Source organism: Spirillospora sp. NPDC052269 (assembly GCF_040679435.1).
Lineage (GTDB): Bacteria > Actinomycetota > Actinomycetes > Streptosporangiales > Streptosporangiaceae > Spirillospora.
In genome coordinates this window covers 63,504-90,164 of sequence record NZ_JBFAUU010000005.1, presented here as the reverse complement: position 1 = coordinate 90,164, position 26,661 = coordinate 63,504, and the positions used below count along the sequence as shown (strand labels likewise).

At 70.5% G+C, this 26,661-nt stretch carries 30 protein-coding genes; 15 read left to right on the top strand and 15 right to left on the bottom strand.

Features of this window, described 5'->3' with window-relative positions; genetic code table 11:
• Positions 1–8: 8 nt before the first annotated feature.
• Positions 9–791, top strand: a complete 783-nt coding sequence (locus AB0L06_RS11880) for an SDR family oxidoreductase (protein ID WP_500230953.1) — start codon at positions 9–11, stop codon at positions 789–791.
• A 32-nt stretch (positions 792–823) separates the two neighbouring features.
• Here the strand turns inward: AB0L06_RS11880 and AB0L06_RS11875 are convergent, their stop codons facing one another.
• Together AB0L06_RS11875 and AB0L06_RS11870 are read right to left on the bottom strand one after the other, a co-directional pair.
• Positions 824–1,426, bottom strand: coding sequence for a rhomboid family intramembrane serine protease (locus tag AB0L06_RS11875; RefSeq protein ID WP_500230952.1), 603 nt, complete (start codon positions 1,424–1,426; stop codon positions 824–826).
• A gap of 150 nt (positions 1,427–1,576) precedes the next feature.
• Positions 1,577–1,897 (bottom strand): WhiB family transcriptional regulator, encoded by a 321-nt coding sequence (locus tag AB0L06_RS11870; protein ID WP_500230951.1) that lies wholly within the window; start codon positions 1,895–1,897, stop codon positions 1,577–1,579.
• Between the two features lie 155 nt (positions 1,898–2,052).
• Here AB0L06_RS11870 and AB0L06_RS11865 point away from each other — a divergent pair, with 155 nt between their 5' ends.
• Both AB0L06_RS11865 and AB0L06_RS11860 read left to right on the top strand, forming a co-directional pair.
• Entirely contained in the window at positions 2,053–2,550 is a 498-nt protein-coding gene (locus AB0L06_RS11865; protein ID WP_500230950.1) for a GNAT family N-acetyltransferase, read from the top strand.
• A 97-nt stretch (positions 2,551–2,647) separates the two neighbouring features.
• Positions 2,648–4,222 (top strand): CYTH and CHAD domain-containing protein, encoded by a 1,575-nt coding sequence (locus tag AB0L06_RS11860; RefSeq protein WP_500230949.1) that lies wholly within the window; start codon positions 2,648–2,650, stop codon positions 4,220–4,222.
• Between the two features lie 12 nt (positions 4,223–4,234).
• Here the strand turns inward: AB0L06_RS11860 and AB0L06_RS11855 are convergent, their stop codons facing one another.
• Together AB0L06_RS11855 and AB0L06_RS11850 are read right to left on the bottom strand one after the other, a co-directional pair.
• Positions 4,235–5,197 (bottom strand): NUDIX hydrolase, encoded by a 963-nt coding sequence (locus AB0L06_RS11855; protein ID WP_500230948.1) that lies wholly within the window; start codon positions 5,195–5,197, stop codon positions 4,235–4,237.
• A complete protein-coding gene (locus AB0L06_RS11850) occupies positions 5,190–7,280 on the bottom strand; it encodes an RNA degradosome polyphosphate kinase (RefSeq protein ID WP_500230947.1) in 2,091 nt (696 codons plus the stop codon). Before AB0L06_RS11850 ends, AB0L06_RS11855 begins: the two co-directional genes overlap by 8 nt.
• 267 nt (positions 7,281–7,547) lie before the next feature.
• Here AB0L06_RS11850 and AB0L06_RS11845 point away from each other — a divergent pair, with 267 nt between their 5' ends.
• Both AB0L06_RS11845 and AB0L06_RS11840 read left to right on the top strand, forming a co-directional pair.
• Positions 7,548–9,092 (top strand): pentapeptide repeat-containing protein, encoded by a 1,545-nt coding sequence (locus AB0L06_RS11845; protein ID WP_500230946.1) that lies wholly within the window; start codon positions 7,548–7,550, stop codon positions 9,090–9,092.
• Positions 9,093–9,403: 311 nt separating this feature from the next.
• A complete protein-coding gene (locus tag AB0L06_RS11840) occupies positions 9,404–9,766 on the top strand; it encodes a hypothetical protein (protein WP_500230945.1) in 363 nt (120 codons plus the stop codon).
• Positions 9,767–9,990: 224 nt separating this feature from the next.
• Here AB0L06_RS11840 and AB0L06_RS11835 read toward each other — a convergent pair whose 3' ends face one another.
• Both AB0L06_RS11835 and AB0L06_RS11830 read right to left on the bottom strand, forming a co-directional pair.
• Positions 9,991–11,151, bottom strand: coding sequence for a CU044_5270 family protein (locus AB0L06_RS11835; RefSeq protein WP_500230944.1), 1,161 nt, complete (start codon positions 11,149–11,151; stop codon positions 9,991–9,993).
• A 19-nt stretch (positions 11,152–11,170) separates the two neighbouring features.
• Positions 11,171–11,893 (bottom strand): RNA polymerase sigma factor, encoded by a 723-nt coding sequence (locus tag AB0L06_RS11830; RefSeq protein ID WP_500230943.1) that lies wholly within the window; start codon positions 11,891–11,893, stop codon positions 11,171–11,173.
• Between the two features lie 317 nt (positions 11,894–12,210).
• Here AB0L06_RS11830 and AB0L06_RS11825 point away from each other — a divergent pair, with 317 nt between their 5' ends.
• Both AB0L06_RS11825 and AB0L06_RS11820 read left to right on the top strand, forming a co-directional pair.
• Entirely contained in the window at positions 12,211–12,981 is a 771-nt protein-coding gene (locus AB0L06_RS11825; RefSeq protein ID WP_500230942.1) for a L,D-transpeptidase, read from the top strand.
• Between the two features lie 90 nt (positions 12,982–13,071).
• Positions 13,072–13,869 carry a choice-of-anchor P family protein gene (locus AB0L06_RS11820; protein WP_500230941.1) on the top strand — a complete coding sequence of 266 codons (798 nt, stop codon included), beginning with the start codon at positions 13,072–13,074 and terminating at the stop codon, positions 13,867–13,869.
• Positions 13,870–13,975: 106 nt separating this feature from the next.
• Here the strand turns inward: AB0L06_RS11820 and AB0L06_RS11815 are convergent, their stop codons facing one another.
• Positions 13,976–14,359, bottom strand: a complete 384-nt coding sequence (locus AB0L06_RS11815; RefSeq protein WP_500230940.1) for an ATP-binding protein — start codon at positions 14,357–14,359, stop codon at positions 13,976–13,978.
• Between the two features lie 208 nt (positions 14,360–14,567).
• On the opposite strand from AB0L06_RS11815, the gene AB0L06_RS11810 reads away from it, so the two are divergent.
• Complete coding sequence (locus AB0L06_RS11810; protein WP_500230939.1) at positions 14,568–14,852, top strand: hypothetical protein; 285 nt, start codon at positions 14,568–14,570, stop codon at positions 14,850–14,852.
• 1 nt (position 14,853) lies between these two features.
• Here the strand turns inward: AB0L06_RS11810 and AB0L06_RS11805 are convergent, their stop codons facing one another.
• Positions 14,854–15,606, bottom strand: a complete 753-nt coding sequence (locus AB0L06_RS11805) for a methyltransferase domain-containing protein (protein WP_500230938.1) — start codon at positions 15,604–15,606, stop codon at positions 14,854–14,856.
• Between the two features lie 2 nt (positions 15,607–15,608).
• A complete protein-coding gene (locus AB0L06_RS11800; protein ID WP_500230937.1) occupies positions 15,609–15,794 on the bottom strand; it encodes a DUF1737 domain-containing protein in 186 nt (61 codons plus the stop codon).
• Positions 15,795–15,847: 53 nt separating this feature from the next.
• On the opposite strand from AB0L06_RS11800, the gene AB0L06_RS11795 reads away from it, so the two are divergent.
• Complete coding sequence (locus tag AB0L06_RS11795; RefSeq protein WP_500230936.1) at positions 15,848–16,186, top strand: Imm51 family immunity protein; 339 nt, start codon at positions 15,848–15,850, stop codon at positions 16,184–16,186.
• A gap of 40 nt (positions 16,187–16,226) precedes the next feature.
• Here the strand turns inward: AB0L06_RS11795 and AB0L06_RS11790 are convergent, their stop codons facing one another.
• Entirely contained in the window at positions 16,227–16,712 is a 486-nt protein-coding gene (locus tag AB0L06_RS11790; RefSeq protein WP_500230935.1) for a hypothetical protein, read from the bottom strand.
• 84 nt (positions 16,713–16,796) lie between these two features.
• On the opposite strand from AB0L06_RS11790, the gene AB0L06_RS11785 reads away from it, so the two are divergent.
• Positions 16,797–17,351: a hypothetical protein gene (locus tag AB0L06_RS11785; RefSeq protein WP_500230934.1), complete on the top strand. Its 555-nt coding sequence runs from the start codon at positions 16,797–16,799 to the stop codon at positions 17,349–17,351.
• Here AB0L06_RS11785 and AB0L06_RS11780 read toward each other — a convergent pair.
• Entirely contained in the window at positions 17,346–17,816 is a 471-nt protein-coding gene (locus AB0L06_RS11780; RefSeq protein WP_500230933.1) for an NUDIX domain-containing protein, read from the bottom strand. The two genes, AB0L06_RS11785 and AB0L06_RS11780, sit on opposite strands and share 6 nt — an antisense overlap.
• A gap of 167 nt (positions 17,817–17,983) precedes the next feature.
• On the opposite strand from AB0L06_RS11780, the gene AB0L06_RS11775 reads away from it, so the two are divergent.
• Together AB0L06_RS11775 and AB0L06_RS11770 are read left to right on the top strand one after the other, a co-directional pair.
• Positions 17,984–18,262, top strand: coding sequence for a hypothetical protein (locus AB0L06_RS11775; RefSeq protein ID WP_500230932.1), 279 nt, complete (start codon positions 17,984–17,986; stop codon positions 18,260–18,262).
• A 114-nt stretch (positions 18,263–18,376) separates the two neighbouring features.
• Positions 18,377–18,937, top strand: coding sequence for a hypothetical protein (locus AB0L06_RS11770; RefSeq protein WP_500230931.1), 561 nt, complete (start codon positions 18,377–18,379; stop codon positions 18,935–18,937).
• A 715-nt stretch (positions 18,938–19,652) separates the two neighbouring features.
• Here AB0L06_RS11770 and AB0L06_RS11765 read toward each other — a convergent pair.
• Positions 19,653–20,231: a hypothetical protein gene (locus AB0L06_RS11765; RefSeq protein ID WP_500230930.1), complete on the bottom strand. Its 579-nt coding sequence runs from the start codon at positions 20,229–20,231 to the stop codon at positions 19,653–19,655.
• 482 nt (positions 20,232–20,713) lie between these two features.
• Here AB0L06_RS11765 and AB0L06_RS11760 point away from each other — a divergent pair, with 482 nt between their 5' ends.
• On the top strand, positions 20,714–20,887 hold the full coding sequence (locus AB0L06_RS11760) for a hypothetical protein (protein WP_500230929.1): 174 nt from the start codon (positions 20,714–20,716) through the stop codon (positions 20,885–20,887).
• A 1,331-nt stretch (positions 20,888–22,218) separates the two neighbouring features.
• A complete protein-coding gene (locus tag AB0L06_RS11755; RefSeq protein WP_500230928.1) occupies positions 22,219–22,509 on the top strand; it encodes a hypothetical protein in 291 nt (96 codons plus the stop codon).
• Positions 22,510–23,411: 902 nt separating this feature from the next.
• Here AB0L06_RS11755 and AB0L06_RS11750 read toward each other — a convergent pair.
• Together AB0L06_RS11750 and AB0L06_RS11745 are read right to left on the bottom strand one after the other, a co-directional pair.
• Positions 23,412–23,909 carry a hypothetical protein gene (locus AB0L06_RS11750; RefSeq protein ID WP_500230927.1) on the bottom strand — a complete coding sequence of 166 codons (498 nt, stop codon included), beginning with the start codon at positions 23,907–23,909 and terminating at the stop codon, positions 23,412–23,414.
• A gap of 334 nt (positions 23,910–24,243) precedes the next feature.
• Positions 24,244–25,245: a hypothetical protein gene (locus AB0L06_RS11745; RefSeq protein WP_500230926.1), complete on the bottom strand. Its 1,002-nt coding sequence runs from the start codon at positions 25,243–25,245 to the stop codon at positions 24,244–24,246.
• Positions 25,246–25,443: 198 nt separating this feature from the next.
• Here AB0L06_RS11745 and AB0L06_RS11740 point away from each other — a divergent pair, with 198 nt between their 5' ends.
• Positions 25,444–25,788 (top strand): hypothetical protein, encoded by a 345-nt coding sequence (locus AB0L06_RS11740; protein ID WP_500230925.1) that lies wholly within the window; start codon positions 25,444–25,446, stop codon positions 25,786–25,788.
• A gap of 165 nt (positions 25,789–25,953) precedes the next feature.
• Here AB0L06_RS11740 and AB0L06_RS11735 read toward each other — a convergent pair whose 3' ends face one another.
• Positions 25,954–26,289 (bottom strand): ankyrin repeat domain-containing protein, encoded by a 336-nt coding sequence (locus AB0L06_RS11735; protein WP_500230924.1) that lies wholly within the window; start codon positions 26,287–26,289, stop codon positions 25,954–25,956.
• Between the last annotated feature and the right edge of the window lie 372 nt (positions 26,290–26,661).

Here is a 26,661-nt window from a genome sequence, read left to right as displayed (position 1 = left end):
GGAGAGTCATGGGCACCTATCTGATCACCGGCGCGACCGGGGGCATCGGCGGCGCTGTCGCCGAGCTGCTGCGCGACCGCGGGCACGAACTGATCCTGACCGGGCGGTCGCCCGAGCGGCTGGCCGCCGTCCAGGCGCGGCTGTCGGGAGGCGCGCACGCGCGCACGCAGGAGATCCGCCAGGTCAACGCGGACCGGGCGGCGGGAGCGCCGGCGGGCGGTGGCGCGGGCACGGCGACGGACGCGCGCGTGACGACGCTGCCGCTCGACCTCGCCGCGCCGCGCCGGCTGGAGGCCGCGCTCGCCGTCGCCGGGCTGCCCGCGCGCCTGGACGGCCTGGTCTACGCGGCCGGGGTCGCGCACCTGGACACGGTCGCCGAGACCGAGTCCGACGAGTGGATCGAGCACCTGTCGGTGAACCTGGTGTCGGCGGCGGAGATGACGCGGCTGCTGCTGCCCGCGCTGCGCGCCGCCCGCGGGCAGGTCGTCTACGTGAACTCCACGGCGGGGCTGCGCGCGAACCCGCACTGGGGCGCGTACGCGGCGAGCAAGTTCGGCCTGCGCGCGCTCGCCGACTCGGTGCGCGCGGAGGAGCCGGAGATCCGCGTGACCTCGTTCTTCCCGGGCCGGACGGCCACGGAGATGCAGCGCCGCGTCCGCGCTCAGGAGGGCGTGGCGTACGACCCGTCCGACTTCGCGTCGCCGGAGACCATGGCCCGCACGCTCGTCGCCGCTCTGGAGACGCCCCGCGACGCCGAGATCACCGAACTCGTCGCCCGCCCCAAGCGCTGACCGCTCCCCCGGCACGGGCCACCCGCGGGCTCCTACTCGGTGCGCGACCTGCGCAGCATCCAGGCTGCGAGGACGCCGCCGATGAGGCCGAAGAGGTGGCCCTGCCAGGAGATGGACGGGTCGCTCGGCAGGACGCCGACGAGCATCGTTCCGTACACGGCGACGACGGCGACGGCCAGGGCGATGTCGAGCAGGCGGCGTTCAAAGAGGCCGCGGCCGATGAGGTAGCCGAAGAACCCGAAGATCAGGATGCTGGAGCCGAGGGTCAGGGCGGAGCTGGTGAACCAGACGCCGAGGCCGCCGACCACGATGATGACCAGGGACGCGGCGAGGAACTTGGCGATGCCGCGGAAGGCCGCGAGGAAGCCGAGGATCAGGAACGGCACCGTGTTGGCCATCAGGTGCCCGAAGCCGACGTGCAGGAACGGCGCGGTGAAGATGTCGGGCAGGTCGCCGACGTCGTGCGGGTGGATGCCGTACTGGTCGAGGCGTCCGTTCGCGACGTAGTCGATGCCCTCCAGCACCCACATGCCCGCCGTGACGAACAGGATGAGCGTCGCCGCCGCCAGGGCCCTGGTGCCCTGCGTGGCGAGGCCCTCGCTCTGACTCTCCCGTTGGACCGGGGAGTAGCTCATGTTCCCACCCCGTCGCTCGATGACCGCCGTCCTGTCAACGATCGTCCCCCGCCCGGACGTTCCCGTCCAGGGCGGTGGGCGATGTGTCGGACGTCGCGTCCGGGCGCCCGCGGCGTCCGCGTGCGACGCGCGTCGCACGCGGGGCGGGTGTCAGGCGGCGGCTTCGGTGATGTCGCCGCGGACGGCGATCACGGGCAGGTGGTGCCGGATGGGGGCGTCGGCGCGGCGGCGGAGGAGACGGCGCTCCTCCGGGGTCGTCCCGCCCCAGACGCCGTCGGGTTCGCCGACGCGCAGGGCCCACTGGAGGCAGTCGGCGACGACCGGGCAGTTGGCGCAGATGGCCTTGGCCTGGCGTTCCTGCTCACGCAGGATGGGGGCCGCATATCCGATGGGGAAGAACAGGTCGGGATCGGCGCCACGGCAGATGGCGTGGTCGCTCCAGTGCTCTTCTGCGGCGTTGGGGTTCGACATGAGGCTTAGCTCCCTGCGACGGCCCGGCGGGGTCGCGCCGGGCGGTTCGGGATGGGGTGGTGTCCACCCAACGTAGTACTACGAACCGTAGTACTACAAGTCGCGACGCCGGGTCGCGTGAACCGGCCGGACGGGCGTCCGGATAATCTGTCGGCGTGCGCCCGGCCCGAGATGTGACCTTCCGCGTTGCCACCCGCGATGACCTGCCCGAAGTCGTCCGGCTGCTGGCCAGTGACCCGATCGCCGCGAACCGCGAGCAGACCGGCGGCGCCGGTGTGCCCGAGGCCTACTTCACCGCCTTCGCCGCCATCGAGCGGGACCCGAACAACTCGCTGATCGTCGCCGAGCTCGACGGCGAGATCGCCGGGTGCCTCCAGCTCACCTACATCCCCGGCCTCACCTACACCGGCGGCGAGCGCGCCCAGATCGAGGGCGTGCGGGTGGACGCCGAGCAGCGCGGGCGGGGCATCGGCCAGCTGATGGTCGGCTGGGCGATCGAGCAGGCCCGGACGCGCGGATGCCGGCTGGTCCAGCTGACGACCGACCGGCAGCGGCCCGAGTCCATTCGCTTCTACCAGAAAATCGGCTTTCGTCCGTCCCATATGGGGATGAAGTACCACCTGGACGCGTCCGAAACCTCCGAACGCGGCTGAGTTCGGCGGGACCCCGGGTCCACGAGGGCTGTTTTCGTGATGTTCGCCATGAAAAGCTGACTAAACGGACAGTGGTACGACACCCGGAGGCCCTGCCGTGACCGAGAGCCATCTGGAGATCGAGCACAAGTACGACGCCGCCGCCGACTTCGCGCTGCCGGACCTGTCCGGGCTGCCCGGCGTCGCGGACGTCCGGGACGCCGCGCCCGTCCGGCTGCACGCCGCCTACTTCGACACCGCCGACCTGCGGCTCGCGGCGCGCGGGATCACCCTGCGGCGGCGGCGCGGCGGCGCGGACGCGGGGTGGCATCTCAAGCTGCCCGTCCCGGCCGGACGGCTGGAGGTGCGCGCCCCGCTCGGCCGCGCCCGCTCCGTCCCTGGACGGCTCGCCGCCCTCGTCGCCGCCTACACGCGCGGCGAACCCCTGCGGCAAGTCGCGACCCTCGACACCGACCGCCGCGTCACCCTCCTCCTGGACGGGGACGGCTCCCCGCTCGCCGAGGTCGCCGACGACGCCGTCGTCGGGACCGTCCTGGACGAGGACGCCGACACCCGCACCGCCACGACGCGGTGGCGCGAGGTCGAGGTCGAGCTGGTGAACGGCCCGCCGAAACTGCTGATGGCCGCGGGCAGGCGGCTCCGGAAGGCCGGAGCGCGCGAATCGTTGGCGTCGTCCAAGCTCGCCCGCGTGCTGGGCGACAAGGTCAGGCGTCGAAGCGGCGCTCCCGGCTCCGGCGGGACGCCGCAGCGCGTGGGGGACGTCGTCGTCGCACGCCTGTCCACGCAGGTGGACGCCCTGCTCCGGCACGACCCGGCGGCGCGGCGCGGCGAGGAGGACGCCGTCCATCAGATGCGCGTCGCGGCTCGCCGCGCCCGGGCCGTCCTGCGCGCGTACGCGCCGCTTTTCGACCGCGAACGCGTTCGGCCGATCGGGGACGAGCTCAGATGGCTGGGCGGTGTCCTCGGCGAGGTCCGCGACTTGGAGGTCCTGCGCGCCCGGCTGACCCGGCGCGTCGAAGAGCTCGCCGAACCGGAACGGCCCGCCTTGCATAAGCCGCCGCACGGTCCCGGCGCGTTCATTCGCGTGGAGGACCCCGTGTCGTCCGAGTCGGTGGACGAGCCGGTGGCGCCCGTCCCGTCCTGGCTGGACGATCTGGCCCGGCAGGAGCGGACCGCGTACCGGCGGATGAACGCCACGCTGGGCGAGCCGCGCTACTTCGCGCTGCTCGACGCGCTGGAGGCACTGGTCGCCGAGCCGCCGCTGACCGCTCGCGCGCGCCGTTCGGCGGCCGAGGAGATGCCCGGACTGCTCGACCGCGCGCGGGGACGGCTCGTCCGGCTGCACGACGTCCTGGCGGACGCGGACGGCCCGGAGGACGTCGAGACCGCGCGCCACGACGTGCGGAAGGCGGCCAAGCGCGTCCGGTACGCGGCGGAGACGGCCGTGCCGGTCCTCGGCGCGGACGCCGATCGGACGAGGCGGAACGCGAAGGCCGTGCAGACCGCGCTCGGCGAGCACATGGACGCGCTGATCACGATGCGCCGGATCGAGGAGATCGCCGCGACCGTCCGCGACCCCGCCGAGGCGTTCGCGCTCGGCCGGATCCACGGCGTCGAGCAGCGCGCCGCGGACGAGTCCCTCGCGCGTTTCACCGCCGCCTGGAACGCCTGATCAGGGACGCGGCTACTGGGCGTCGTGGCGTTCGAGCGCGACCAGGGCGTCGTCGGTGAGGTGCGCGACCCAGAACGCGGCCTTGCGCAGGGACGGATCCTCCGGCGGTGTCTCGCCGAAGCGGCGGCACAGGTCGTTGATCAGCCCGCTGACGATCTCGCCGTGCGTGGAGACGATGAGCGGGCCGTCCGGGGAGAGCTCCAGCAGCCGGTCCAGAGCGCGGTCGGGCGCGGTCTCCCCCACCGTGAACGCGGGGTCGGTGGTGACGTCGACGCGTGTCCGCCGCGCGTAGGGCAGGACGGTCGCGACGCAGCGCGCGGTCGCCGAGCTGACGACGCGCGCGGATCCGAACACCGGGAGGACGTCCGCCAAGGCGACGGACTCGGCGCGTCCGCACTGGTCAAGGGGCCGCAACTCGTCCGGTTCGTGCCATCGGCGTTTCTCTCCCGCCGCGCCGTGCCGGACGACGATCACCGGGCGGGTGCGGCGCGGCCCGGCCGTGAAGGCGTGCAGCAGGTCCAGGTCGAGGGAGTAGCTGAGCCGGCGCTCCGCCTCGTCCGGGGACAGCCACTCCAGTGCGTCCACCTCGTGGTTCGGGACGAACGCGGGACCGCGGGACGCGACGGGCCGTGCCGCCCACCAGTCCACCCGCTTCGGACGGCCCCGGACGACGTAGTCGGCGGACGGCAGGCGCCGGCCGAGCTCCGCGACGATCCCGGTCTCCTCGGCGACCTCCCGGACGGCCGCGCGCAGCACGTGCTCGCCCGGCTCCACATGCCCCTTGGCGAACGTCCAGTCGTCGTGCCGCGGCCGGTGGATCACCGCGACCTCGATCCCGCCTTCCGCGGAGTCCCGCCACAGCAGGCCGCCGGCGGCGCGGACGGCGTCCGGTTCCGGCGGGATGTGCGAGAGGAGCCCGCCGCCATCCTCCGAGGCGGATCCCCCGGCGTCCGGTCCGGACCCGGGTTCAGGCATCGACCGTCCTCCAGCGGCGCGACCGGACCAGGTGGGTCTGGATGTCGAGGAGCTTCTCGCCGGTCGCGGCGGTGCGGCGGGCCCAGTCGCCGTCGCCGTCCAGCCACCAGGAGCCGGTGTCGTCGTCCATCGCGAGGTCCATCAGGTCGACGAGCTGGTCGCCCTGCATGCGGTCGACGACCCGGACGAGCGCCTCGACCCTCCGGTCCAGGTTGCGGTGCATGAGGTCGGCGCTGCCGATCCACACCTCGGGGTCGCCGCCGTTCTCGAACACGTACACGCGGGAGTGCTCGAGGAACCGGCCGAGGACGCTGCGCACCCGGATGTTCTCCGACAGGCCGGGCACGCCGGGGCGCAGCGCGCAGATCCCGCGCACCCACACGTCCACCGGGACACCCGCCCGGGACGCCTCGTACAGCGCGTCGATGACGACCTCGTCCACCAGCGAGTTGCACTTGATCCGGATCCGCGCGGGACGGCCCGCCCGCCGCGCCTCGGTCTCCCGCTCGATCCGCTCGACCAGGCCGGGGCGCAGGGACGTCGGCGCGACCAGCAGCCGCCGGTAGCCGTCGTTGCGGGAGTAGCCGGTGAGGTGGTTGAACAGCGCCGACACGTCCTCGCCGACGGCCGGGTCGCTGGTCAGCAGGCCGAAGTCCTCGTACAGCCGGGCGGTCTTGGAGTGGTAGTTGCCGGTGCCGATGTGGCAGTAGCGGCGCAGCACCCCGTCGGCGTCCTGCCGGACGACCAAGGCGATCTTGCAGTGCGTCTTCAGCCCGACGAACCCGTACACGACGTGGCAGCCCGCCTGCTCCAGCTTGCGCGCCCAGGCGATGTTCGCGCGCTCGTCGAACCGGGCCTTCAGCTCGACCACGACCACGACCTGCTTGCCCGCCTCGGCGGCGTCGATCAGCGCGTCCACGATCGGGGAGTCGCCGGACGTCCGGTACAGGGTCTGCTTGATCGCCAGGACGCGCGGGTCGGTCGCGGCGTCCTCGATCAGCCGCTGGACGGTCGTGGTGAACGAGTCGTACGGGTGGTGGAGGAGGATGTCGCGCTCGCGGATCGCGCCGAAGATGCTGCCGTCCTGCGCGACGGCCTCCTTCGACGGCACGAACGGCGGGTAGCGCAGCTCGGGGCGGTCGAGGTCGGCGATCGCGGACATCCCGGCGAGGTCGAGCGGGCCGGGCACCCGGTAGATCTGGCCGTCGTCGATGGTCAGCTCGGTGGTGAGCAGCTCCAGCACCGCCGCGGAGATCGACTCCTCCACCTCCAGCCGGACGACCGGGCCGAAGCGGCGGCGCAGCAGCTCCCGCTCGAGCGCCTGGAGCAGCCCCTCGCTGATGTCGTCGTCGATCTCCAGGTCCTGGTTGCGGGTGACCCGGAACGCGTGGTGCTCCAGCACCTCCATGCCGGCGAACAGCTGCCCGAGGTGCGCGGCGATCACGTCCTCGAGCGGGGTGAACCGGTCCGGGGACGCCTCGATGAACCGCGGCAGCACCGGCGGGACCTTGACCCGCGCGAACATCGACTTGCCGGTCTCCGGATCCCGGACGATCACCGCGAGGTTCAGCGACAGGCCGGAGATGTAGGGGAAGGGGTGCGCCGAGTCGACGACGAGCGGGGTGAGGACGGGGTAGATGCGGTCCCGGAACAGCCGCCGCATGCGCTCCTGCTCGGTGTCGGCGAGCTCGTCCCAGCGCAGGATCTCGATGCCCTCCTTGGCGAGGCCGGGCAGCAGGTCGCCGCGGAAGCACGCGGCGTGCCGCAGCATCAGCTCGTGCGCGACCGAGGAGGTCCGTTCCAGAACCTCGCGGGGGCGGCGGCCGGAAGCGGACTTGACCGCCAGGCCCGTCGCCATCCGCCGGGTCAGCCCGGCGACCCGGACCATGAAGAACTCGTCCAGGTTGGACGCGAAGATCGCCAGGAAGCGGACCCGTTCGAGCAGCGGCAGCCCGGGGTCCTCCGCCAGCTCCAGGACACGCTGGTTGAACCGCAGCCAGCTCTCCTCCCGGTCGAGGTAGCGCTCGTCGGGAAGCGCTCCCGGCCCGGACGGATGGGGGAAATGTCCTGGATTGACGGTCATGCGGCACATGCTCCCCGGTGAAGGTGAACGGTGATGAAACGGCTGTGTCTCGTCCCCCGTTTGCGGCGGTTGTGGTGGTTACTCCCGATCATGCCCGCCGGACGACGTGATCACTCGGAACGAAGGCGCCGCGAACCGTGAACCCGCACGTGCGGCCGCACGTCCACCAGAGGGGGCAGGACGCCGCCAAACCTCGGCGGCGGGGAGTAACGACCTGTCCACAGAGAGAGATTGGGACGGGAACCGGCCGTGGGTACAACAGGAGACGTGGCCCCTCAGGAACTCAGCACCGCAGCGCCCGCCGTCGCCGCCGCGCCCGCCGCCGAGGCGTCCGTCGCGGCAGCGCCCTCCGTGGCAGCGCCCGCCGTCGCCGCCGTCCCCACCGCCGCGAGCGTCCCCTGGCCGCGCTGCCGCGCCGTCTTCGGCTGCTCGGGACGCGCCGCCGAACCGTTCCGCGGCTGCCCCGCGCACCTGCGCCCCGGCGAACGGGCGCTGTTCGTCGCCCGGCTGCGCCCCGGCGGCGACCTGGACCTGCGCGGCGTGACCGTCCCGGCCGACCTGCTGTCGGAGATCCTGGACGCGCTCACCGGCCCGGACCGCCGCCCCCACCTCGGCCGCACCCGGCTGGACGGCGCGGTCCTGCCGTCCGCGGCCGCGCTGCGCGGCGCGTGCTTCGAGGGCGACAGCTCCTTCGACGGCGCGTCGTTCGTCGGCGGTGCGTCCTTCTACGACGCCCGGTTCTTCGGGAACGTGTCGTTCCGGGGCGCGCGGTTCGGCGGCAACGCCTCCTTCCACCAGGCCCGCTTCCACCGGCACGCCGCGTTCACCGAGACCGTGTTCGCCGGGGACGCCCTGTTCGGCGAGGCGTCCTGGCTCGCCGACGCCGACTTCACCCGCGCGGTGTTCATCGGCGCCGCCGCGTTCGACCGCGCCCGCTTCGGCCGCGACGCCGGGATGCAGGCGGCCTGCTTCGGCGGTGCGCTGTCCTGCCGCCGCGTCCGGATCGGGCGGCACGCCCGGTTCGACCGCGCCCGGTTCCGGCACGGGCTGTGGCTCGGCCCGCTCGCCGCCGGGGAGCGGCTCGTCCTCACGGGCGTGTCCGCGCACGGCGGCGTCCAGGTCCAGGCGAGCGCGGGCCGGATCGAGGCGGACGGGCTGACCGTCCGCGGCGACGCCGACCTGCGCGTCCGCGGCGCCGACCTCGACCTCACCGGCGCGGTCTGCTTCGGGCGGCTGCGCGTCCGGGCCCAGCAGCGGCCGTTCTGCGGCATCCCCGAGAGCGCCGACCCCCCCACCGGAGTCCGGGTGCTGTCGGTCAGCGGCGTCAGCGCCCCGCGCGTCGACCTCACCGACGTCGACCTCAGCCACTGCCGGTTCCTCGGCCTCCAGCACCCCGACGACCTGCACATCCGCGGGCGCTGCGCGTTCGCGACCCGACCGGGCCCCCGCACGCTGGCCGGACGCGCCCGCGACCGCGCCGTCCTCAGCGAGGACTCCGCCGCCGAACCCCCGTCCCGGCTGGCCGTCCTGTACCGGCAGCTCGCCCGCGCGACCGCCGACGCCGACGCCGGCCCGGCCCGCGACTTCCGCTACCGCGCACTGGAGCTGCGCCGGCGCAGCGACCCCGACCAGTGGCGCCGCTGGGCCCTCCACCTGCTGTGGATCACCTGCGGCTACGGGCTCCGCGTCGGCCGGACGATCGCGTGGATCGCCGTCCTGGCCGCGCTCGTCCTCGGCGGCGTCGGCCTCGCCGACCACATCCACCACCACGCCGCCGTCCATCCACGCGGAACGACCGCCCACCGCCTCTGAGGCGACCCCGCCTCTGAGCGCCCCTGCCCCCGAAGCATCCGCCTCCGAACCGGCTCCAGAGGGACTCTGAAGCCGCTCCGAAGCGGCTCTGAACCATCTCCGAAGATGCTCTGAATCGGCGCGATCACTCTTGCCGTCCGGGGCCATCCGGCGGCCATCCGAGGGGCCTTCCGGGGCCTTCGCCTAACCTCACCGGACCGACCGGCTTACCCCTCGGATCCGACGCCTTTACCGTCGGACCGCCACCTGACACACGGCGTTCACTGGACCGAACGCGTCAAATGTCAGACCCCTGGGTAATGATGCGGAACATGAGCAGGGAAACCCACAACGGGTTGCGGTGCCCGCACTGCGAAACGCCCCTCACTCTCGTCGCCGCGCCCGATCATGACCACTCGCCCGCGACGCCGGGCGCATTCCCGACCCCCACTCCCACCCCCACAGAGACGGCCCCTCCGACCACGATCGGCATCGGCCCGCCCCTTCGGGTGCGCGACGAATCACCGCCCCCGGTCTCCGAAGTCCTCGCCGAATACGCCGGACGTCCCAAAGACCCGCTCATCAACGCCCGCGGAATGGCACGCGTCCGGGAAAGCCTCGAACGCGGCCGCTCCGCCGCCGCCCAACGCCGCCTCGCCCAACGAACCGCCCGCCGCACCCCCCGCTCCGCCTAGAAATGCCGTCCCGGTAAAGGCCGGAAGGCACCGAAGCACGCGCCGAGTGTGCGTTGAGCGCCCACCGAGTGCGCGCGAACTGCGCTTCGCCGCACACGGTAAGCAGTGCGCGTGGTGAAGCACCGCACGCGTGCAGCACTGTGCGTGGTGAAGCACTGCGTGAGGTGAAGCACCGCGCGGGGCGACGCGCGGTGCTTGTCCCATCTCCGTTCAGTGAAGCGCGGTCAGCGCGGAGCCGAGGCCGTCCAACTGGCGGCGGTGACCATGATCTCGCTCCACAGCGAGCCCGCCGAGAAGCCCGGGTAGAGGCTGCTCGGCTTGACCAGGACCTCCTGGGTGCCGAGCCCGCGGCCCTTCACCGGGTCCACGATCAGGCGGGTCTGGAAGTTGACCCCGGCCTGCCCCGGACGGGTCATCCCGATCGCCACCCCGTGCCGCCCCTGGCCGTCGGTGACCTTTCCGAGCGAGGTGACCGACGGGAGCCCGGCGAGCATCCGGAACGCCGCCGCCCGCACCTTCGGGCTCACGGGCATGTCGGTGACCATGCCGCGCGCGACGTCGAACAGCCACTCGTCGGCGGTGCTCTTCTGGCTCGCCGCCTCCGTACCGTGGCCCTGGTACCAGCGCAGCAGCTCCTTCTTGAGCGCCTTCGGGTCGGCCGGGAGCGCCTTGACCTGCTTCATCGTCACGTTCCGGCCGAGCCAGTAGACCGCGCCGTTCGGCAGGGGCTGCCGGTTCGTCTGGACCTTACCGGCGTTCCGCGACAGCGGAAGCGGCTTGCTCTTCCCCTTCCCAGCCGGGATCTTCAGCGCCCAGGACGCCGGGGAACCGGCCTTCCGCCACAGCGCCTCGTCGCCACCCGTGGCCGGGCGCCCCCCGAGGTTCTGCGACCGGGCCACCAGGGAACCGGTCGGCGAGTTCGGCGTCCAGTTCTCCGAACGCTGCTCGGCGAGCACGGTGTAGGCGGTCGCGCCGGCCCCCGTTCGCAGGTACTGGCGGTTCACCTCCGTCACGTGCCAGTACGCGCCGGCCGCGCCCGGCATGTCGGGCTCCCGGTCGGAGGACTCGGCGGCGGTCAGCAGGACCGTCTTTCCGTCGAGCGTCTGGCCCCCGTTGTTGTTCTTCGCGGCCGGGGCGCCCCCGCTTCCGCCGCCGGTCGGCACGAGCACCGCCGCCGCGACCGCCGCCGCCGCGAGACCGGCCAGCCCGAGCCCCCACACCGGGCGGACGCGTCGCCGCGCGGGCTCCGTCACAGTCGTCGTCCCGTGCGCGCCGTGCCGGGCCCGGGCGAGCTCCCGCTCACGGGTCTCGGCGTCGATCGGCGCGTTCGGGTTCAGGTCGTCCGGTCGGGCGTTCATCAGCATCTCCATCGCGTCACGCTTCACGTTCTCGCCTTCCCGCGCGTCAGACCGCATGGCCGACCCGCTTCGCTCCCTGGTCACGCTCTGTCCCCGGCACACCGGCGCCGCCCGCCGCGGTGGCGGTGGTGGCCTTCCGCGTGCCCGCGCTTCTCGCCGTGCCGACGCCGTTCGTCCCACCGGCGCTCTTCGGCGTGCCGACGCTCGGCGTGCCGACGTTCTTCGGCGTGCCTGCGCTCTTGGGCGGGTGGCGGTCGGCGATCGCGGTGGCGGCGCGGCTCGGGTCGTCCTGCTCGACCGCCTGCTGGAGGCGGCGGCGGGCCCGGTGGAGCCGGACCCGGAAGGCCGTCGTCGAGCAGCCGAGGACGCGGGACGCGTCGCGGGGCGTGAGGCCCTGCCACGCGGTCAGGATCAAGATCTCCCGGTCGTCCTCCGACAGCGCCGCGAGCGCGCGCACCACCGTGAGCCGCTCGGCGACCTGCTCCGCGACGTCCCCGGCCGGGCCGGGCGCGTACTGCCACTGCTCCTCGGCCAGCGCCGCGCGCCGGACCTCCGCGCGGTGCCCGTCGCGCAGCACGTTCCGCGCGACGCCGAGCAGCCACGGCAGCGCCGGCTCCGGCACGTCCTGGATGCGCCGCCACGCGATCGCGAAGGTCTCGCTCACCACCTCGTCGGCGATCTGCCTCCCGGCGCGCGCGGTGGCGTACGCCCACACGCGCTGCCGGCAGGCGTCGTAGATCGCGGTGAACCGCTCTTCATCGGCCGTCACCTGCTTCTCCGTCCGTCCCGGTGTGTTCCGTCACCAGGTAGTGGTGCCGCGGAGGCCAGTGTTACCGGCGGGATCGCGGGATGTTCGAGCGCCCGGACGCCCGATCCGGGCGGTACGGGCGGACTTCCCGGCCTTTCGACCGAATTCCTGCCTTTAAAGGGAAATTGTTCGACGTTAATCGAGCGACCACGGAAGCGTTTCCCCGTTTCCCCATACGGCACCACCTTCCCCACCGCTAGCATCCCGCGAGTTGGCGGACGACAATGCCTTTCCCCTCTTCATCAAGAAAGCGGAAAGGCTCTTCCTGGAGGGCATCAATGAACAGACGCGCCGTCCGGTCCGGGGCGCTGCCGCTGGCGGCTGCCCTGCTGCTCGGCGGATGCGGCGGGCGGAGCGGGGGCCACGCGGACGCGGCGGCGGGCCGGGGGAAGGTGAACGCGCCGGAGGCGACGACCTTCGCGACGCTCCCCGGCGTCCCGGCCGACCCCGCTCCGGAGGCGGACACCTCCGGCCTGGTCGTCCACCCCGACGCCGCCCGGCCCGTGCTGGACCGTCCGGACGGCAGGCCCGTCGCGGTCCTGCCGCCCACGGAGCTCGGCGGACCCACCTGGGTCCCCGCGGTGCAGGCGGACGGCGACTGGTTGCGCGTCCTGCTGCCGAGCCGTCCGAACGGCGCGACCGGCTGGATCACCACCCGGGGCGGAGGGCTTCGGACGGCGCGCACGCCGTACGTGATCAGGGTGGACGTCACGCACCGCGCGCTGACCCTGCTCAAGGACGGTCACCAGGTCGGCCGCTGGACGGTCGCGGTCGGAGGGCCGAGCACCCCGACGCCGCCCGGCCGGACCTTCGTCATGGCGTCGCTGGCCCCGGCGAAGCGGACGCCGAGCCCCTTGGTGCTGCCGCTGGGCACGCACTCGGCGACCCTCGACAACTTCGGCGGCGGGCCGGGCACGGTGGCGCTGCACGGCTGGCCGGACGCCTCGGTGTTCGGCAAGCCGGTCACGCACGGGTGCGTCCGGGTCCCCCCGGACGCCCTGCAGCAGCTGTCGGGCGTCCCGATCGGAACCCTCGTCCACCTGACGTGACCTTGTTCTGACCTCGACGGACGGGCCTCCCCGGCCGCACCCCCGCGAGCCCGTCCCGATCCTCTTTCCTTCTCGAACGGAGAACACATCATGCGCTTCGGAACGGCCACCGCACGTCTGACCAGGGCCGTCGTCCTCGCGGCCGCAGGCGGTCTGCTCGCCGCGAGCCCGGCGTTCGCCGCCGTCCCCGGCGACGCGGCGGGCGGCGCGGGCCGCGGGCCGGGCGCCGCGTCCGGCGGCGAGGGCAGCGCCTTCGGGCTGGCCCTGAGCGGCCCGGTCCCGCTCGCCCCCAAGCCCGCCGTCGCCTCGGCGAAGGGCGTCCAGCGCGCGTCCATGCTGAACGAGCAGCGCGCCAAGATCGTGAGGGCCGGCGCGCTGGACGTCGCGGCGTCCCCCGAGAGGTCGCAGGCCCGGGTCGCCCAGCTGCGCGTCCCGGACCTCCGGCTCGCCGCCGACACCGTCCGCGCCCGCTGCACCGGCGGGACGGGCGCGTCCGACCTGGTCGGAGCCACGATCGACGGGAAGCGCCTGCCGGTCGCGCCCGCGCCCAACACCACCATCCCCGTGGACCTGCCGAAGCTGGGCCGGGTCGCCCTGACCCTCAACAAGCAGGAGCGCACGCCGAACGGCACGCGCGTCACCGCGATGGAGCTGACCGCGCCGCTGGCGCACCTCGGCCCCGAGAACGTGCGCGTGTCGTCGGTGACCTGCAAGGGCGCCGGCCAGGACGGCCCCGGCGGGCAGGGTCTGCCGGGCGGCCACCAGGGACGCCCCGGCGGGGCGCCCGGGGGCAAGGGCGCGCCCGCGATGAGGCCGCCGTCCACCAGCGGGGTGGGCGAGGCCCCGCGTCCGAAGCCCATCCGGCACGAGCTCGCCGTCACCGGCTGACGCCATGAGGAAAGGCCCCGCCTCCCGGTTTCGGGAGACGGGGCCGTTTCGTTATTCGGCGAATGCGCCGCCTCTTCGGATGCGGCCGGTCCGCCTTTCCGGACGGTCAGCCGAAGGACTTCTCGAAATGGACGACCGACCCCTCCTTGTCGGCGCGTCCACTGATCTCCAGGTCGTCGGTGAACGCGTGTATCAGCGTGAGGCCGCGGCCGTTCTCGTCGTGGACGGGATCATGCGTGCCCGTCCAGCTCTGCGGGACGTCGCCACCCCCGCCGTCGATCACGTCCACGACGCAGCGCCCCGGATCGAGCTGGGCACGGATCTCGTAGGCGACGCTGGACACGGCGTGCTGGATGACGTTCGCGCAGGCCTCGCCCAAGGCGAGCGCGATGTCGGCCCGGACGTCCGAGGAGACCCCGAGCCCGCGGAGCGAGGCGTCCAGCGTGTGCCGTGCGAGGGGCGCGCTCTCCGCGTCCCTCGGCAAGGTCATTTCGATGACGACCTCCATGGAACCGCCTCCGTTCCCTCGATGGGAGCAGAATTCCCGGCATGCACCACGGGAAACGCCTGGTACCGGCAATGTGACCGTGACCGTACGCAATGTGAGAGCTGACTTGCGTCATCCCGAACGGCCGCCTTCGCGGCAATCGGCCTCCGTGACCCGCAATCAGCCCTGCGTGACGAAGATGGGTTCCTCGGTGACGCGAAGAGTGTGGCCTCCGGGAATCCTGCCGTCCAACCTGTGGACGACGACGGGCCGCGCGCCGACGCCCGCCGTCGCGGCGCCGCGCGCGGACCAGCGGATCGTCCCGGTCGCAGCATTGCCACACGTCGGCGGGCAGGCCGTCGGCCGCGCCGTGCCCGCAGCTCCGCACGGACGCCCCGGCGAGCCACCGCTCCAGCATCTCGACGCCGCCCATGTCAGCCGGGCCCTCAAGGCGGAGTTCGCCCAGACCGCCGCCGAACTCCGCCACCCGGTGTGACCTACGCCTTCCGCGCCTCGATGAGCGTCCGCGACGAATGCGCGACGAACGAGCCGTCCCGCCGGATCAGCTCGTCCATCTCCGCGAGCCGCTCGCGAAACCTCTCGACGGTGAACCCGGGCACGATCCAGATCACCTTGCGCAGGAAGTAGACGACGGCGCCGATGTCGAAGAACTCCATCCGCAGCCGCTCGGTCCGCAGGTCGACGACCTCCAGCCCGGCCGCCCGCGCGCCCGCGCTCTCCACCTCAGGGTCCCGCGCGCCCCGCGCCTCCGGCTGCGGCCCGAGGAAGTACTCCACCACCTCGAACACGCTCGCCGGCCCGACGTGCTGCGCGAAGTACGTCCCGCCGGGCTCGAGGACCCGCGCGATCTCGTCCCACCACACCGTCGCCGGATGCCTGCACGTGATCAGCTCGAACGCCCCGTCCGCGAACGGCAGCGGCGGCTCGTCCGGCGTCGCGACGACCACGACGCCCCGCGGCCCCAGCGACGCCGTCGCCTTGGCCGCGTTCGGAGGCCACGACTCGGTCGCCGCCATGGTCACCGGCAGCTTCCCGGCCCGCGCGAGCACCTCCCCGCCGCCGGTCTGAACGTCCAGCGCCGACCGGACGCCCGCCAGCCGCGAGGCCATCGACCGCGCGTACCCCCAGGACGGCCGCGCCTCGGTGGCCCGCCCGTCCAGCCAGGAGAAGTCCCACCCCTCGACCGAGGCCTCGGACGCCTCGTCCACCAGCTCCTCGAACCCGCGCATCCTCACTCCTCCGCGCGCCGCCGCACCAAGGCCTGAGCCACGATGACCCGATCCCCGTTGAACGTCAGCGACGGCGACCCGTGCAACTCGTATCCGAGATCCAGCGCCTCACTCACCCGCCAGCAGAACGACGCATCGTCCGGCCCCGTCAACACCCGATAGCGCGGCAGTTCACTCTTTTCACTCATACCGCCGATCTTACGAAGCGGGGTGTCGCACCCTTCTGCCAGGCTCCGCGCCCATGACCCCGCTGAAGCTGCTCGAAACCAGGCCCGGCTCGTTCTCCCTCCTCCTGGACGCGGGAACCACGCAGGTGGACGCCCTGGTCCAGGAACACGGCCACGAACCGAACGGCTACTTCTGGGAGGGCCTCGCCCGGTTCCTCGTCACCACCGAAGCCCCGTCCCTGGAGAACCGCTTCTCCTACGACCCCGAAGGCAGCATGTTCTGCGCCTACGGCTCCGACCGTCCCGCCCTCGAAGCCCTGGCAGCCCTCCTCAGCAAGGCCGCCACAACCCCGTCCCGAATGGAATCCCTCATCACCGCCGCCAAGGCCGCCAACGTCGACTTCGACGACTGACACCACTCGGTGACGCCTACGCCGAGCGAGCCGACCGGAGTCATACGCCGATCTCGCCGCCAGGCGGCATCCTCCTCAACGGCTCACCGGCGACCCCGAGTTCTTGACGAGCAGCCTCGATGAACGCGAAGCGGAGTTCACGCTTGGCCGGAGCCCCCTCGGCAGCGCTCCGCCCCCGGACCAACCCGTCCAGCGCGAACGTGTAGTCATGCGCCGCCTGCGCCGTTGAAGGAGAACACACCAACTCGGGCACCTTCTTGGCGAGCCAGAGCAGGTGCAGCTGCTTCCACACCTCGGACTCGTCCAGCTGCTCTCCCATGGAGAGCCGGTCCAGGCACATCTCCACCTGCTGGGCCGCGGAGAGGAACTCCATGAGCGCCTCCTTGCGCTCGGAGCGTTCCGCTTTGTCCTGTTCGAAGCGCGTCCGTCGCGCTTCAACGCGGGTCGAGAGATACTGGCCGACCAGGGTTCCGGCCGACCCGAGTACCACTCCCGCCAGCGGCAGAACCGTCGTCGACACGCTCATGCCGCTGGGACGTCCGGCCCCGGCCGACGGTTCCCACACTTGGATCTTCCGGAATGTCCGAGCGACCCGCCACAATCGGGGCCCATGGTGGAGGTGACATGCCGGACGATCGCGGACCGGCTGGTGGAACTCGACATGGTCACCCGAGAGCGCGCGGACGACGCGTTGGCGGCGATCGCGGAGTACGCGCCGGATCACGACAAGGAACTCGACCCCGACGGCGTCCTCGACGTCCTCTACGAGTTCGGCGTGACGGTGGTCGTCTCCGGTGACGACGTCGGCGACCTCGAAGAGGGCTACCGAGGGATCCTGGAACGCGCGGCGGCCTGTTCGGGCGAGTTCACCGTCACGGACGTCGAGCTCGGCGAGGACGAAGACGGCGACGAGGTCCTGAAGTTCCAGCTCAACGGCGAGCCCACCTACTGGCCCATCGACCACCAGGCGGACGACTACCTCGACCTGTTCGGAGTGTGGCAGTTCATCGACGAGCTGGAGCCGGGCGGGGACGACCCGCGCGTCTTCCACAAGGTCACCGACGACGACCGCAGCATCGACGACATCTACATCCTGGCCGGCCCCGACCAGGCCCGCTCGCTCCGGAACGACCTCGGCCTCGAACTGAAGCCCCGCGCCTCATAGCGGAAGCTCGCCATGTTCGAGGTAGCGCGTCGAGCCGTCCTGACCGGCCCGGTGGGCGTGGACGATGCGGCGGGCGAGGCGCGGAATGGTCAGGTCGTGGACGTCCGCGACGTCGTGGAAGGCATAGGACACGACCTCGCCCGGATCCAGCCGGATCCCGGCGAGCTCCTCGGCCGCGAGAACGCCCCCGTCGAAGACGAACAGGACCTTGTCGCCTTCGGCGTCGTCCGGCGCCCAGTCCGCGACGAGGAGGCGACCGATCGGCGGCGTGATGCCCAGCTCCTCGCGAACCTCGCGTGCCGCCGCCTGACTCGGAGTCTCACCGGTCTCGATGTAGCCACCGGGAATCTCGCGATAGTCCTTGTAGGACGGGACCAGAAGCATCACGCGGTCGGCGACGTCCAAGAACAGAACACCCGCCGCCGCGCGTGCGCTCGCGAAGCTCTCTGTCGGATCAGTGCTCACCCAACGACTGTAGGACCGCCCACGAACTCGTCCATGGGCCCACGGCCCATGCGAAGAGCACTGAAGATCGCGCAAGGAACGACAAGAGGACCGCCGGCTCTATCCGGCCACCTCAAGCAGCGGGATCCGCGGAACCCACGGCAGCGCTCCTCGGCCAGAATGCCTCGATGGACGAATCTCCCGAGCTGCTGACGCAGCTCCTCAAGGCCGTGGTCGCCTACACATGGTTCTTCGAGACCTGCGATGACGACGTCCTGGACGACGACACGGCCATCAAGCAGACCGAGTACGCGGGCTACCTGCTCAACCAACTCGCCGACACGGACAAACAGCGACTCGTCGACACCTTGGCGACACTGGCCGCGGCCGAACCCGACCAGCGGTACCGCGAGTTCATCACGTCGTTCGCCTTCTCCATGGGGCTCGTAGAAGCCGAAGGCGACTGAAGCCACGACGCGACTCTGTGCCCCTGCAAGGCCCGGCGTCGGGGGAGGACGGAGTGAACCGGATTCGGATGTGGCGCGTCCCATCGGCACCACACCCACAGCCCAGGAGCCGCCATGACCGCGCGGATCGCTGCCACCCTCACCGTCCTCGGCCTCGCCCTCACCGCCTGCACCAACCCACTGGCGCCGAAGGCCGAGACCAGCCCGTCCAAACCCCAGGAAACCCCGACGACACCCGCGCCGCCGAGCACCCCCGCCGCACTCCAGCTCGGCACCCCGGGGACGGCCGCGACGCCGTACATCGCGGCGTCCATCACCGCGTTCACCTACCGGCAGCCGCTGCCGGGCAGGTACCTTCCGCGCACCGGCTTCGAATGGGCGGGGGTGGAGATCGAGACCTGCATGAAACGGTCCACGACAACGGCCACGACCGTGTCCGTCCCGGCGTGGTCGCTGCGGCTGCCCGACGGCTCCGCCGTCCAGCCGGAGGAGCCATTGGCCAAGAACTTCGAGGTCACCTTGTATCCGGTCAACCCGCGCCACATCCAGGCAGGAGACTGCGTGCGGGGGTGGGCCGTCTACGAGGTGCCGGGCAAGGTTCGGGCCACCGGCATCGTCTACAAGCCGACCAACCCCGACAGCCCGGTCGCGCCGATCGCCTGGGCGATCGACTGACCCGGTCCAGGTCCTGGACGTCGACAACTCGACGTCCTTCACTCCAGCTGTGCGACCGACGCCCCCGCCGCACGTTCCGGTCACGTCAATGGCGCGAGCGCCACTGCTCTTGACGCGTTGAATCAGGCCGGGACGGCGGCGGGGCGGCCGGAATACCCATCCCGCGCGCTGATCACCCGCCGATTTCACGTCACTGAATCTTCGACATGCGGCAACGTGAGCTACATCCGGCCCACCACAAGATTCGCCAACTCAATTTCACACACATGCCGGGCCACGAAGGATCCTCGGCCGGACGCTGGCTGGAACAAACACCCACCGTTCCGGAGCGTCCAGCCGCGGCGTGACACAAAGATCCGCGCGACAGAGCGCCCAGGTCCACCACAGATCCCAGGGGCGCACGGCCAATGCAGTTGCTTCTGATGAATCCGCAGCTTCACGGGCTGCTGGCGGTCAGTGTAATCCGGTACCGAAGTTCCCGACTCGCCGCCCCCGCGATGACGAACGGCTGGCGCCCTGGCCCCCGTGCCCCGATGAACACGACTCAGGAGCACCCGACCTGTGGCGAGGTGGAGTCTCCTGTCTCGATTGACTGACCACACACAAAATCGCCTTGCGCGCGGGCTAGCACATGCACCCCAGGCACCTGGCAAGCGAGGTCTAGGCCACCCTGATCACGCCGAAGCCCCGGAGGCCTGGGGCGGTGACCACGACATCATTGGCAGCAGGCGTAGGCGTTGCCCTGACTGCACGCGTAGTCGTAGTAGTAGCCACCATAGTTCCCAAACCCTTCACCATCCTCGGCCTCGACCCTTATCAGCATGGACAGGCGACAGTTCCGGCAGGTGATATTTTGCACGGGATGGATTTGCAGGAGAGCCACTCGCGTGAGCGAAAACGTGTCCCTCACGACCTCCAGGCCATGCTCCTCAATGCCCTGCTGAATGAACTCGTACGTGCTGTAGCAGTGCCCGCATCGAGGACAGTTCAAGCTGTTGGCGTTCCCGTCGACCTCTATGCCGAAATCCGCTTTGATCCTCGCGATCTGTTCCGCCGAAATAGGCTGCAGCCCAACATGCTCGACGCGTTCCGGCGTCCAGTACCATCTTCTGATCGCCTGAAACACGGTGGGCTTGAGGTAGAGCGTCGCGGTACGACCTCCCTCAATCGCCTTGATCGCCCATTCGATTATCGCGGAATCTTCCACGGAAACGACGGACTTGCCTTGATGGACGAGCGCTTCGATAGCATCGAAGTTACTGGAAGCCGCCTTCGGCGAATTGCCCTTCCTCATGCGACATCCCCTTCTTGCATCAAGTCGCGATCGACGTGCCGGAGCTTGAGCGAGGCCGGCCGACGAGCGTCAGTGACAGTCAGTGATGATCAACAAGCCGATAGTAGCCGAGCGGGGCGGTTCTGTAACTCACCGCAGCAGCACGGCGCCTGATGTTGCCGTTCACGGCACATGCGGCCGCTGCCGCCGACGCCTGCCAAACCACGGACGCGCTGCCGCACTCTGACGCATGCGCATGCCGCGGTGCCCTTCGGCGAACAGCCCCGGCCGGGTCGTCCGGCCGCCAAACACGATGACCGGCCGTGCTCGCAGCAACCGGCCCCGCAACAGATCAGACGGTCCGGCTCGCTCGACCGGCATCTTCCGCGCCATGCTGAGCTGCGATCCGCTACCAAGCGCGGGAGTCCGGGAAGGTCCTAGCCCTTGGCAGTCACGGGATAGCCATCTTCTGGCTCGACAACCTGGATGCGGGCCGGATCCCGATGCTTCGGCACCTGCTGCCCTACACCGACACGATGTTCAACCATCTGCAGGCGCGAGCGCTGCTCCAGGAACTGGACGATCTACCTGAAGGGAACCCCTTGGTCCCGGAGATCAGGGACGACCTCAAGCGTCTATGCAAGCTCGTGGAGGCAGGCGGGCATCGCCAGCTCTGATTCTTGGGCGACTGACAACGGCGGCCCGCCCCGTGACCGCCAGCCACTGGTGACAGGGCAGAGGTGCGCGAGGCACGGCCAGGCGCCTGCCGCCCGATGACCGGCGCCCACGCCGCACGCGCCGGGCGACGCCGATGCCGGGTCGCGCAGCGGTACCACCAGCAGGCAGGCCGAATCGCCGCCGAAGGACTGGATGCGCTCCTCAAGGCCCCGCGGGCCAAGGACGACGACGGGGCAGCTGGGGCGCTCGTCCCCTTGGCCTAATTGCACGCTGATGGCATGCGGGCCATCCGAACCCTGGAACGCCGAAGGCCCAGGCTGGGGATCATGCCCCTGGCCTGGGCCTTTACTCTGGAGCGGGTGACGGGAATCGAACCCACGCTGTCGCTCGGGAATAGTCCCGATCACCCTTGTCACCCCCGCTGACCTGGGAATCCGCCATACCGCAGGTGACCGCTCTTACTCCTTGATCACCCTGCCTAATGGCACGCTAATGGCACGACGAACCTGGAGCTGACCAGGCAAGACGCTGGACTCCTTCGAGCGCCTGGCCCTCTTCGTTCACGGCTCCGGAGGGCGTCGCCCTGATCACCAGACGCATGACCGCTCACCTGCGCGGCGATGCGTCACCCTGCTTCTGTCGCACTAGCCGTTCCGCATATGCTCCGGATCTTGGTTCGGGGGCTGGGGTGCGCCGCTGGTTGTCCTGGCTTACCTCATGGGTCGACGTCCATCATGATGGCGTTGTGGGGATGACGCTGGAAGATTTCTGGGACGCCGGGGAGAGACTGGCGGACAAGGAAGACACTCGCCTGACGAGGATGAACACATGGGTGCCGCCTAACCTGGGAGCCCTGATCAGGGCGGTTCGGCGAACGCCCCTGCGCCGGTGGGCTCCCATGACCTCGCATGCCCGCTTCTTCCTGACTGCGCAGATGGCTTGGGACTCTGAGTGGTCCCCAGGCTTCGTGGCGCGTACTCACGATGAGGGTTACCTGGTCTATTCAGAACGCATCGGCAGCAACGCCGAGAATTTACGGCTGGTGTTGGTGACTATGGACGCAACGAAAGCGGCAGCGGAGTTGGAAAGACAGCTCACTGGATGGTCTCCGCGGCTCCGCTAACGCACGTGACGGCCTGGTCCTCGCCGCAACCTCATCCTGCCGTCACAGACGCAGGGACCGTTCCGGGGCGCTCGTTCGCGCGAACGGTCGTTCCCCGTGCCAGGCAGAAGCGCGCGAACGAGTGCTCCGGTTCGCGGGGGTCCAGGGGGCGGCGCAGCCCCCTGGTTCGAGCTCGCCTAGCTGTCATTACCTACGCCAAGATGAGCTGTGATCCACTACCAGGTGCGGGAAAACGAGAAGGTCGTAGCGCGCGGCAGCCACGGGATAGACATCTTCTGGCTTAACCGTGTGGATGTGAGCCGTATCCCGATGCTCCGGTATCTGCTGCCCTACGCCGACACGATGTTCAACCATGCGCAGGCGGCAGCGCTGCTCCTAGAGCTGAATGCTCTACCTGAAAGGAACCCGATGGTCCCGGAGATCCGAGACGAGCTCAAGCGGCTGTGCGAGTTCGTGGAAGCTGGCGCGCATCGCCAGCTCTGGTTCTTGGGGGACTGAAGGCGGCGGCGCGACCCCGTGGCAGCCGATCGCCGGCGGCATGGCGGAAGTTGCGCGAGGCGCGGCCAGGCGCCCGCCGGCCGGGGACCGGCGCCCACGCCGCACGCGCCGGGCGACGCCGATGCCGGGTCGCGCGGCGGTACCACCAGCAGGCAGGCCGAATCGCCGCCGAAGGACTGGATGCGCTCCTCAAGGCCCCGCGGGCCAAGGACGACGACGGGGCAGCTGGGGTGCTCGTCCCCTTGGCCTAATTGCACACTGATGGCATGCGGGCCATCCGAACCCTGGAACGCCGAAGGCCCAGGCTGGGGATCATGCCCCTGGCCTGGGCCTTTGCTCTGGAGCGGGTGACGGGAATCGAACCCGCTCTGTCAGCTTGGGAATAGTCCCGATCACCCCCGTCACCCCGGCTGACCGGCGCATCGATCTACCCATCACTGCCCTCTGCTGCCCCTTGATCGCCCTGCCTAATCGCCCGTTAATCGCCCGTTAATCGCCCGCCCGGCTACCTTCTGACCTGCACCGGTAGCCCTCGCCGCTCACCGCCTGGCCCTGGTCGGGCGACTCCACTCCGAGCCCCGGCGGAGGAATGGGACTGCGAAGGGCGCGGGGCGGGTGCCAACAACCTAGATTCCGAGAGTCAGGCTTATGGCTCGAACTTGTAGCCCTCTCGGATCAAGCCCACCTGCCGCGGAACGCCTGATCCCTGGCTTGACCTGTGGCTGACCACTCGACGGTTCTCGCCGCCAGCGACCATGAGTCCCCGTTGATCACCGCACCAACGGGGACGGCGGACGGATTTGCAGTGCGCTGTGGATCTTGGGACTCGGTGGCCTGTACAGACAACCGCTGGGCGTCCTGAGTGCAGCCGGGCCGTCCGGCGAACATCCACGGAGGTTGACCTACCCCCATCCGTACTCGCGGGCCGTCACCGACAGTCCTGCTTGGCTGGCGAGTTGCGCTGCGACTGCGTCACAGCGAGCGTCTTCCTCGGCCTGGGCACGATCGCTCCCGTCGAACTCCGCCCCGACATGCAGCACAAGGTGATGCCCATTGCCTCCCTTGCATGAGGAGAGACCACCGTTTACGTTCAGCACTACTAGGTTGAAGGCGTAACCCGGAGTTCCCGGCCAATGACAGGGGAACCACTGCAGTTCCGCTTGGTCGTGGATGGCCAGTTCGACCAAGCGCTGCTCTACGGTTCCCACGGGATAGCGTCCTGAGATCCAAGCCTTGACCAGTGGGATGTTCCGTAGCAGCGGGACAACCGGACACTCCAGCGACAGGCGCAGCATGTGCTCGGTGTTGTCGAAGGGGATCGGTACGAACTCCACGCCCGGCTGGCTCTCGACCAAGCTGCTGACCCGCGCTGCCAGCTCGGCTGGGTAGGTCGCCTGCAAAGTTGCTCCCTCGGACAACCATGCGTACCGAGCCGGGCCTGCATGGGTGTCAGTGAGGACTTCGACAGAGACGAAAGTCGGCCTGACCCTGGACAGCTCAAGCAGCCGTCTACCAGCGCGAAGTACTTCCCTGCAGTCAACAGAATGGCCGACCTGATAGGCCACAGATGCTGAGGTCACCATGCTCCTTCATGCGGTGCGACGGGTTCGAAACGACCGTACGCCCACTCGCCTGAGCTTCCCGTCTGTCGTCGTCCGCCCCCTGCCCTGGTAGATCTCTGATCGGGACGGCGGCAGACGGGAAGCTTCCCCACCTCAGCCCCTCGACTGCCCGTCACGGTCTGGGCCGGGCTTCCCGGAGTCGGAGGCCCCTGCCCGAGGCATGTAGGAAGCTGCGGCCCGTGGTGTGCGTCAGTTCGGCGGCGCGTACCCCGTGACTGCCGTCAGCCAGGCGGCCGGGCCTGGGCGGTGGCTTTCGCGCGGCCGCCCTTGATCTCAAACGGCCAAATTCGGCCGGGGCCGGGCTGCGGCGGGCGTAGGTGCGGGCTGCGCGCATCCGCTCGGCTGACTCGTCACGGCGGCCGTCCCAACCGGGGATGAACGCGGCGTGCGCCAGGATCGCGGCACCCAACAGGGAGTCGTTGGCCTCGCCTGCGGCTTGGAGCGCTCGGACGTAGGTCGCGTCCGCCTCGTCGGGCTGGCGCAGGTCGAAGAACTCGATCCGGCCGACCAGTAGGAGCGCCTCGGCCAACGCGGTTGCGAGGATCCGGCGGGGGACGCCGGTGGTCTCGGCGAGAAGCTGGGTTCCCAGCTTGGTGTGCTCCAGCACCGCCGGATGGAGCTGGGTGGGCTGCACGCTGAAGTAGAGGCGGCGAAGCGCAGCATTGATCGCCGCGAAGTCGGCACCGACCGTTGGCGGCTGGAGCGCTGCCGAGCTGTTCGGCAAGGGCAACGCCGTCCCCAGGGCCTGAGGCGTTGTGGCGGCGTGTGCAGCTGGCTCTGCGGCGTTCGCGGTCGGCCCGGTGGTCTCCTCTGGCGAGGTGAAGTTGAGTCGGCCGAGCAGAGAGTTGTAGCGAGGAGCACCGCGGACGGTGTGGACGCGCTCCTCAGGGCCAAGGCCGCCGATGACAGCAGGGCCCTCGTCTTTGTAGCCCGATTGCCCGCTAATCGCCCGTGGCGCTTGGCGGGCCCGGGAACGACGAAGGCCCAGACTGGGGATCTTGTCCCTGGCCTGGGCCTTTGTGGTGGAGCGGGTGACGGGAATCGAACCCGCGCTGTCAGCTTGGGAATAGTCCCGATCACCCCTGTCACCCCCGCTGACCTGGAGATCCGCCATACCGCAGGTGACCGTTCCTCCCCCTTGATCACCCTGCCTAATGGCACGCTAATGGCACGACGTTCAGGCACTGACCTGCGGCGAAGCGGTGGCCGAGCTCTCCCCACGCCGACGATCCCTCGCACGTTCCGGATCGTGCTCCACTGCCCGTCGCCGTGCAGCTCTGTCTCTGTCCGAGTCGCCTGCGACGATACGCCCGTGTCCTACGAGCTGTACTTCTGGAAGTCTGCGGTCGGCGACCCCGACGAGATCTGTGATCGACTTGATGACGAGGATGTTGAGGGTGTGACCCCAAGCCCGGAGGTCGAGCACTTCCGCTCGGAGTTGCTAGTTCGCTGGCCGGACCTCGCGGATCGGATCTCTCCGTGGGCTCCCGACCTGGATTGGCGGCAGCCGTGGGGGCACGAAGATCTCGCCGCCTACTTCGTATCGCTGTCACTCGCCCTCAACACTGAGGCAAGCGCCCTACAGGACTTCGTGACGCTGGCTCGGCAGTACAGCTTGGTGACCCACGATCCGCAGACCGGCGAGACGTTCCGCTGATCTGGCCGCTCCGGCAGGGGCCGCAACAGTCGAACGAACTTGTCCGGAGGGTGCTCCCGCGCGAACGGCGCGCACCCCGTGCCAGACCGATTCGCGCGGGAGTGCCCTCCGGGGCGCGGGGGTCCAGGGGGCGGCGCAGCCCCCTGGTTCGAGCTCGCTTACTGATCAGGTTCGCGGCCCGCGCGCGAGGTGCTCGCGCATGACCTGGACGGCCAGCCAGTGCCCCATCCTGTCGGCCACCACCAACGGGGGCCAGGTGATCGGTCCGGGGAAGGGACGGAGCGGATCGGCACCGTATTCGAGCAGCAGGGCCGTAATGTCTGCGGTCAGCGGTTCGCCCGTCTGAACGTGACCGTCGATCTCGACATCGAGCGCGTGGCGAAGCAGGGTCCAGCCGCGGCCGTCGTCATCCTCAACGTCGTACCCGGCTGCCAACAGTGCTCTCAGCCGGTCCAGATCCTCGAGGTCGACGACTTGATGCCCTTCGCTCCAACTGCCCATGGGCGGACCGTAGCCCGCGCTGAGGCGGCGGCGCGACCCCACGACGACGTTCGCCCGAGAGGCCGGCCGGTGCGTCGCCGATGCGCGGCCGGGCGCGCGGGGCCGGTGACCGGCGCCCACGCCGCATGCTCCGGCCGCGCTGGCGGCGGGCCGCGCCAACGGCGCGAGCGCCGCCGCCCTTGATCTCAAACGGCCAAATTCGGCAAGGCTCGTGGCGAGCCGACACGTCTCGACAAGCGGGACAACTCGACCTGCACTATGTGCTCAGGGCCTCGCAACCGGGCCGCTATCGAACCGTGTCGCTCTAGCGCTCCAGCCGGAGGCGGCTCTCAACACCACTGGAGCGCATAGCCAACAGAACGGCTGCAAGCT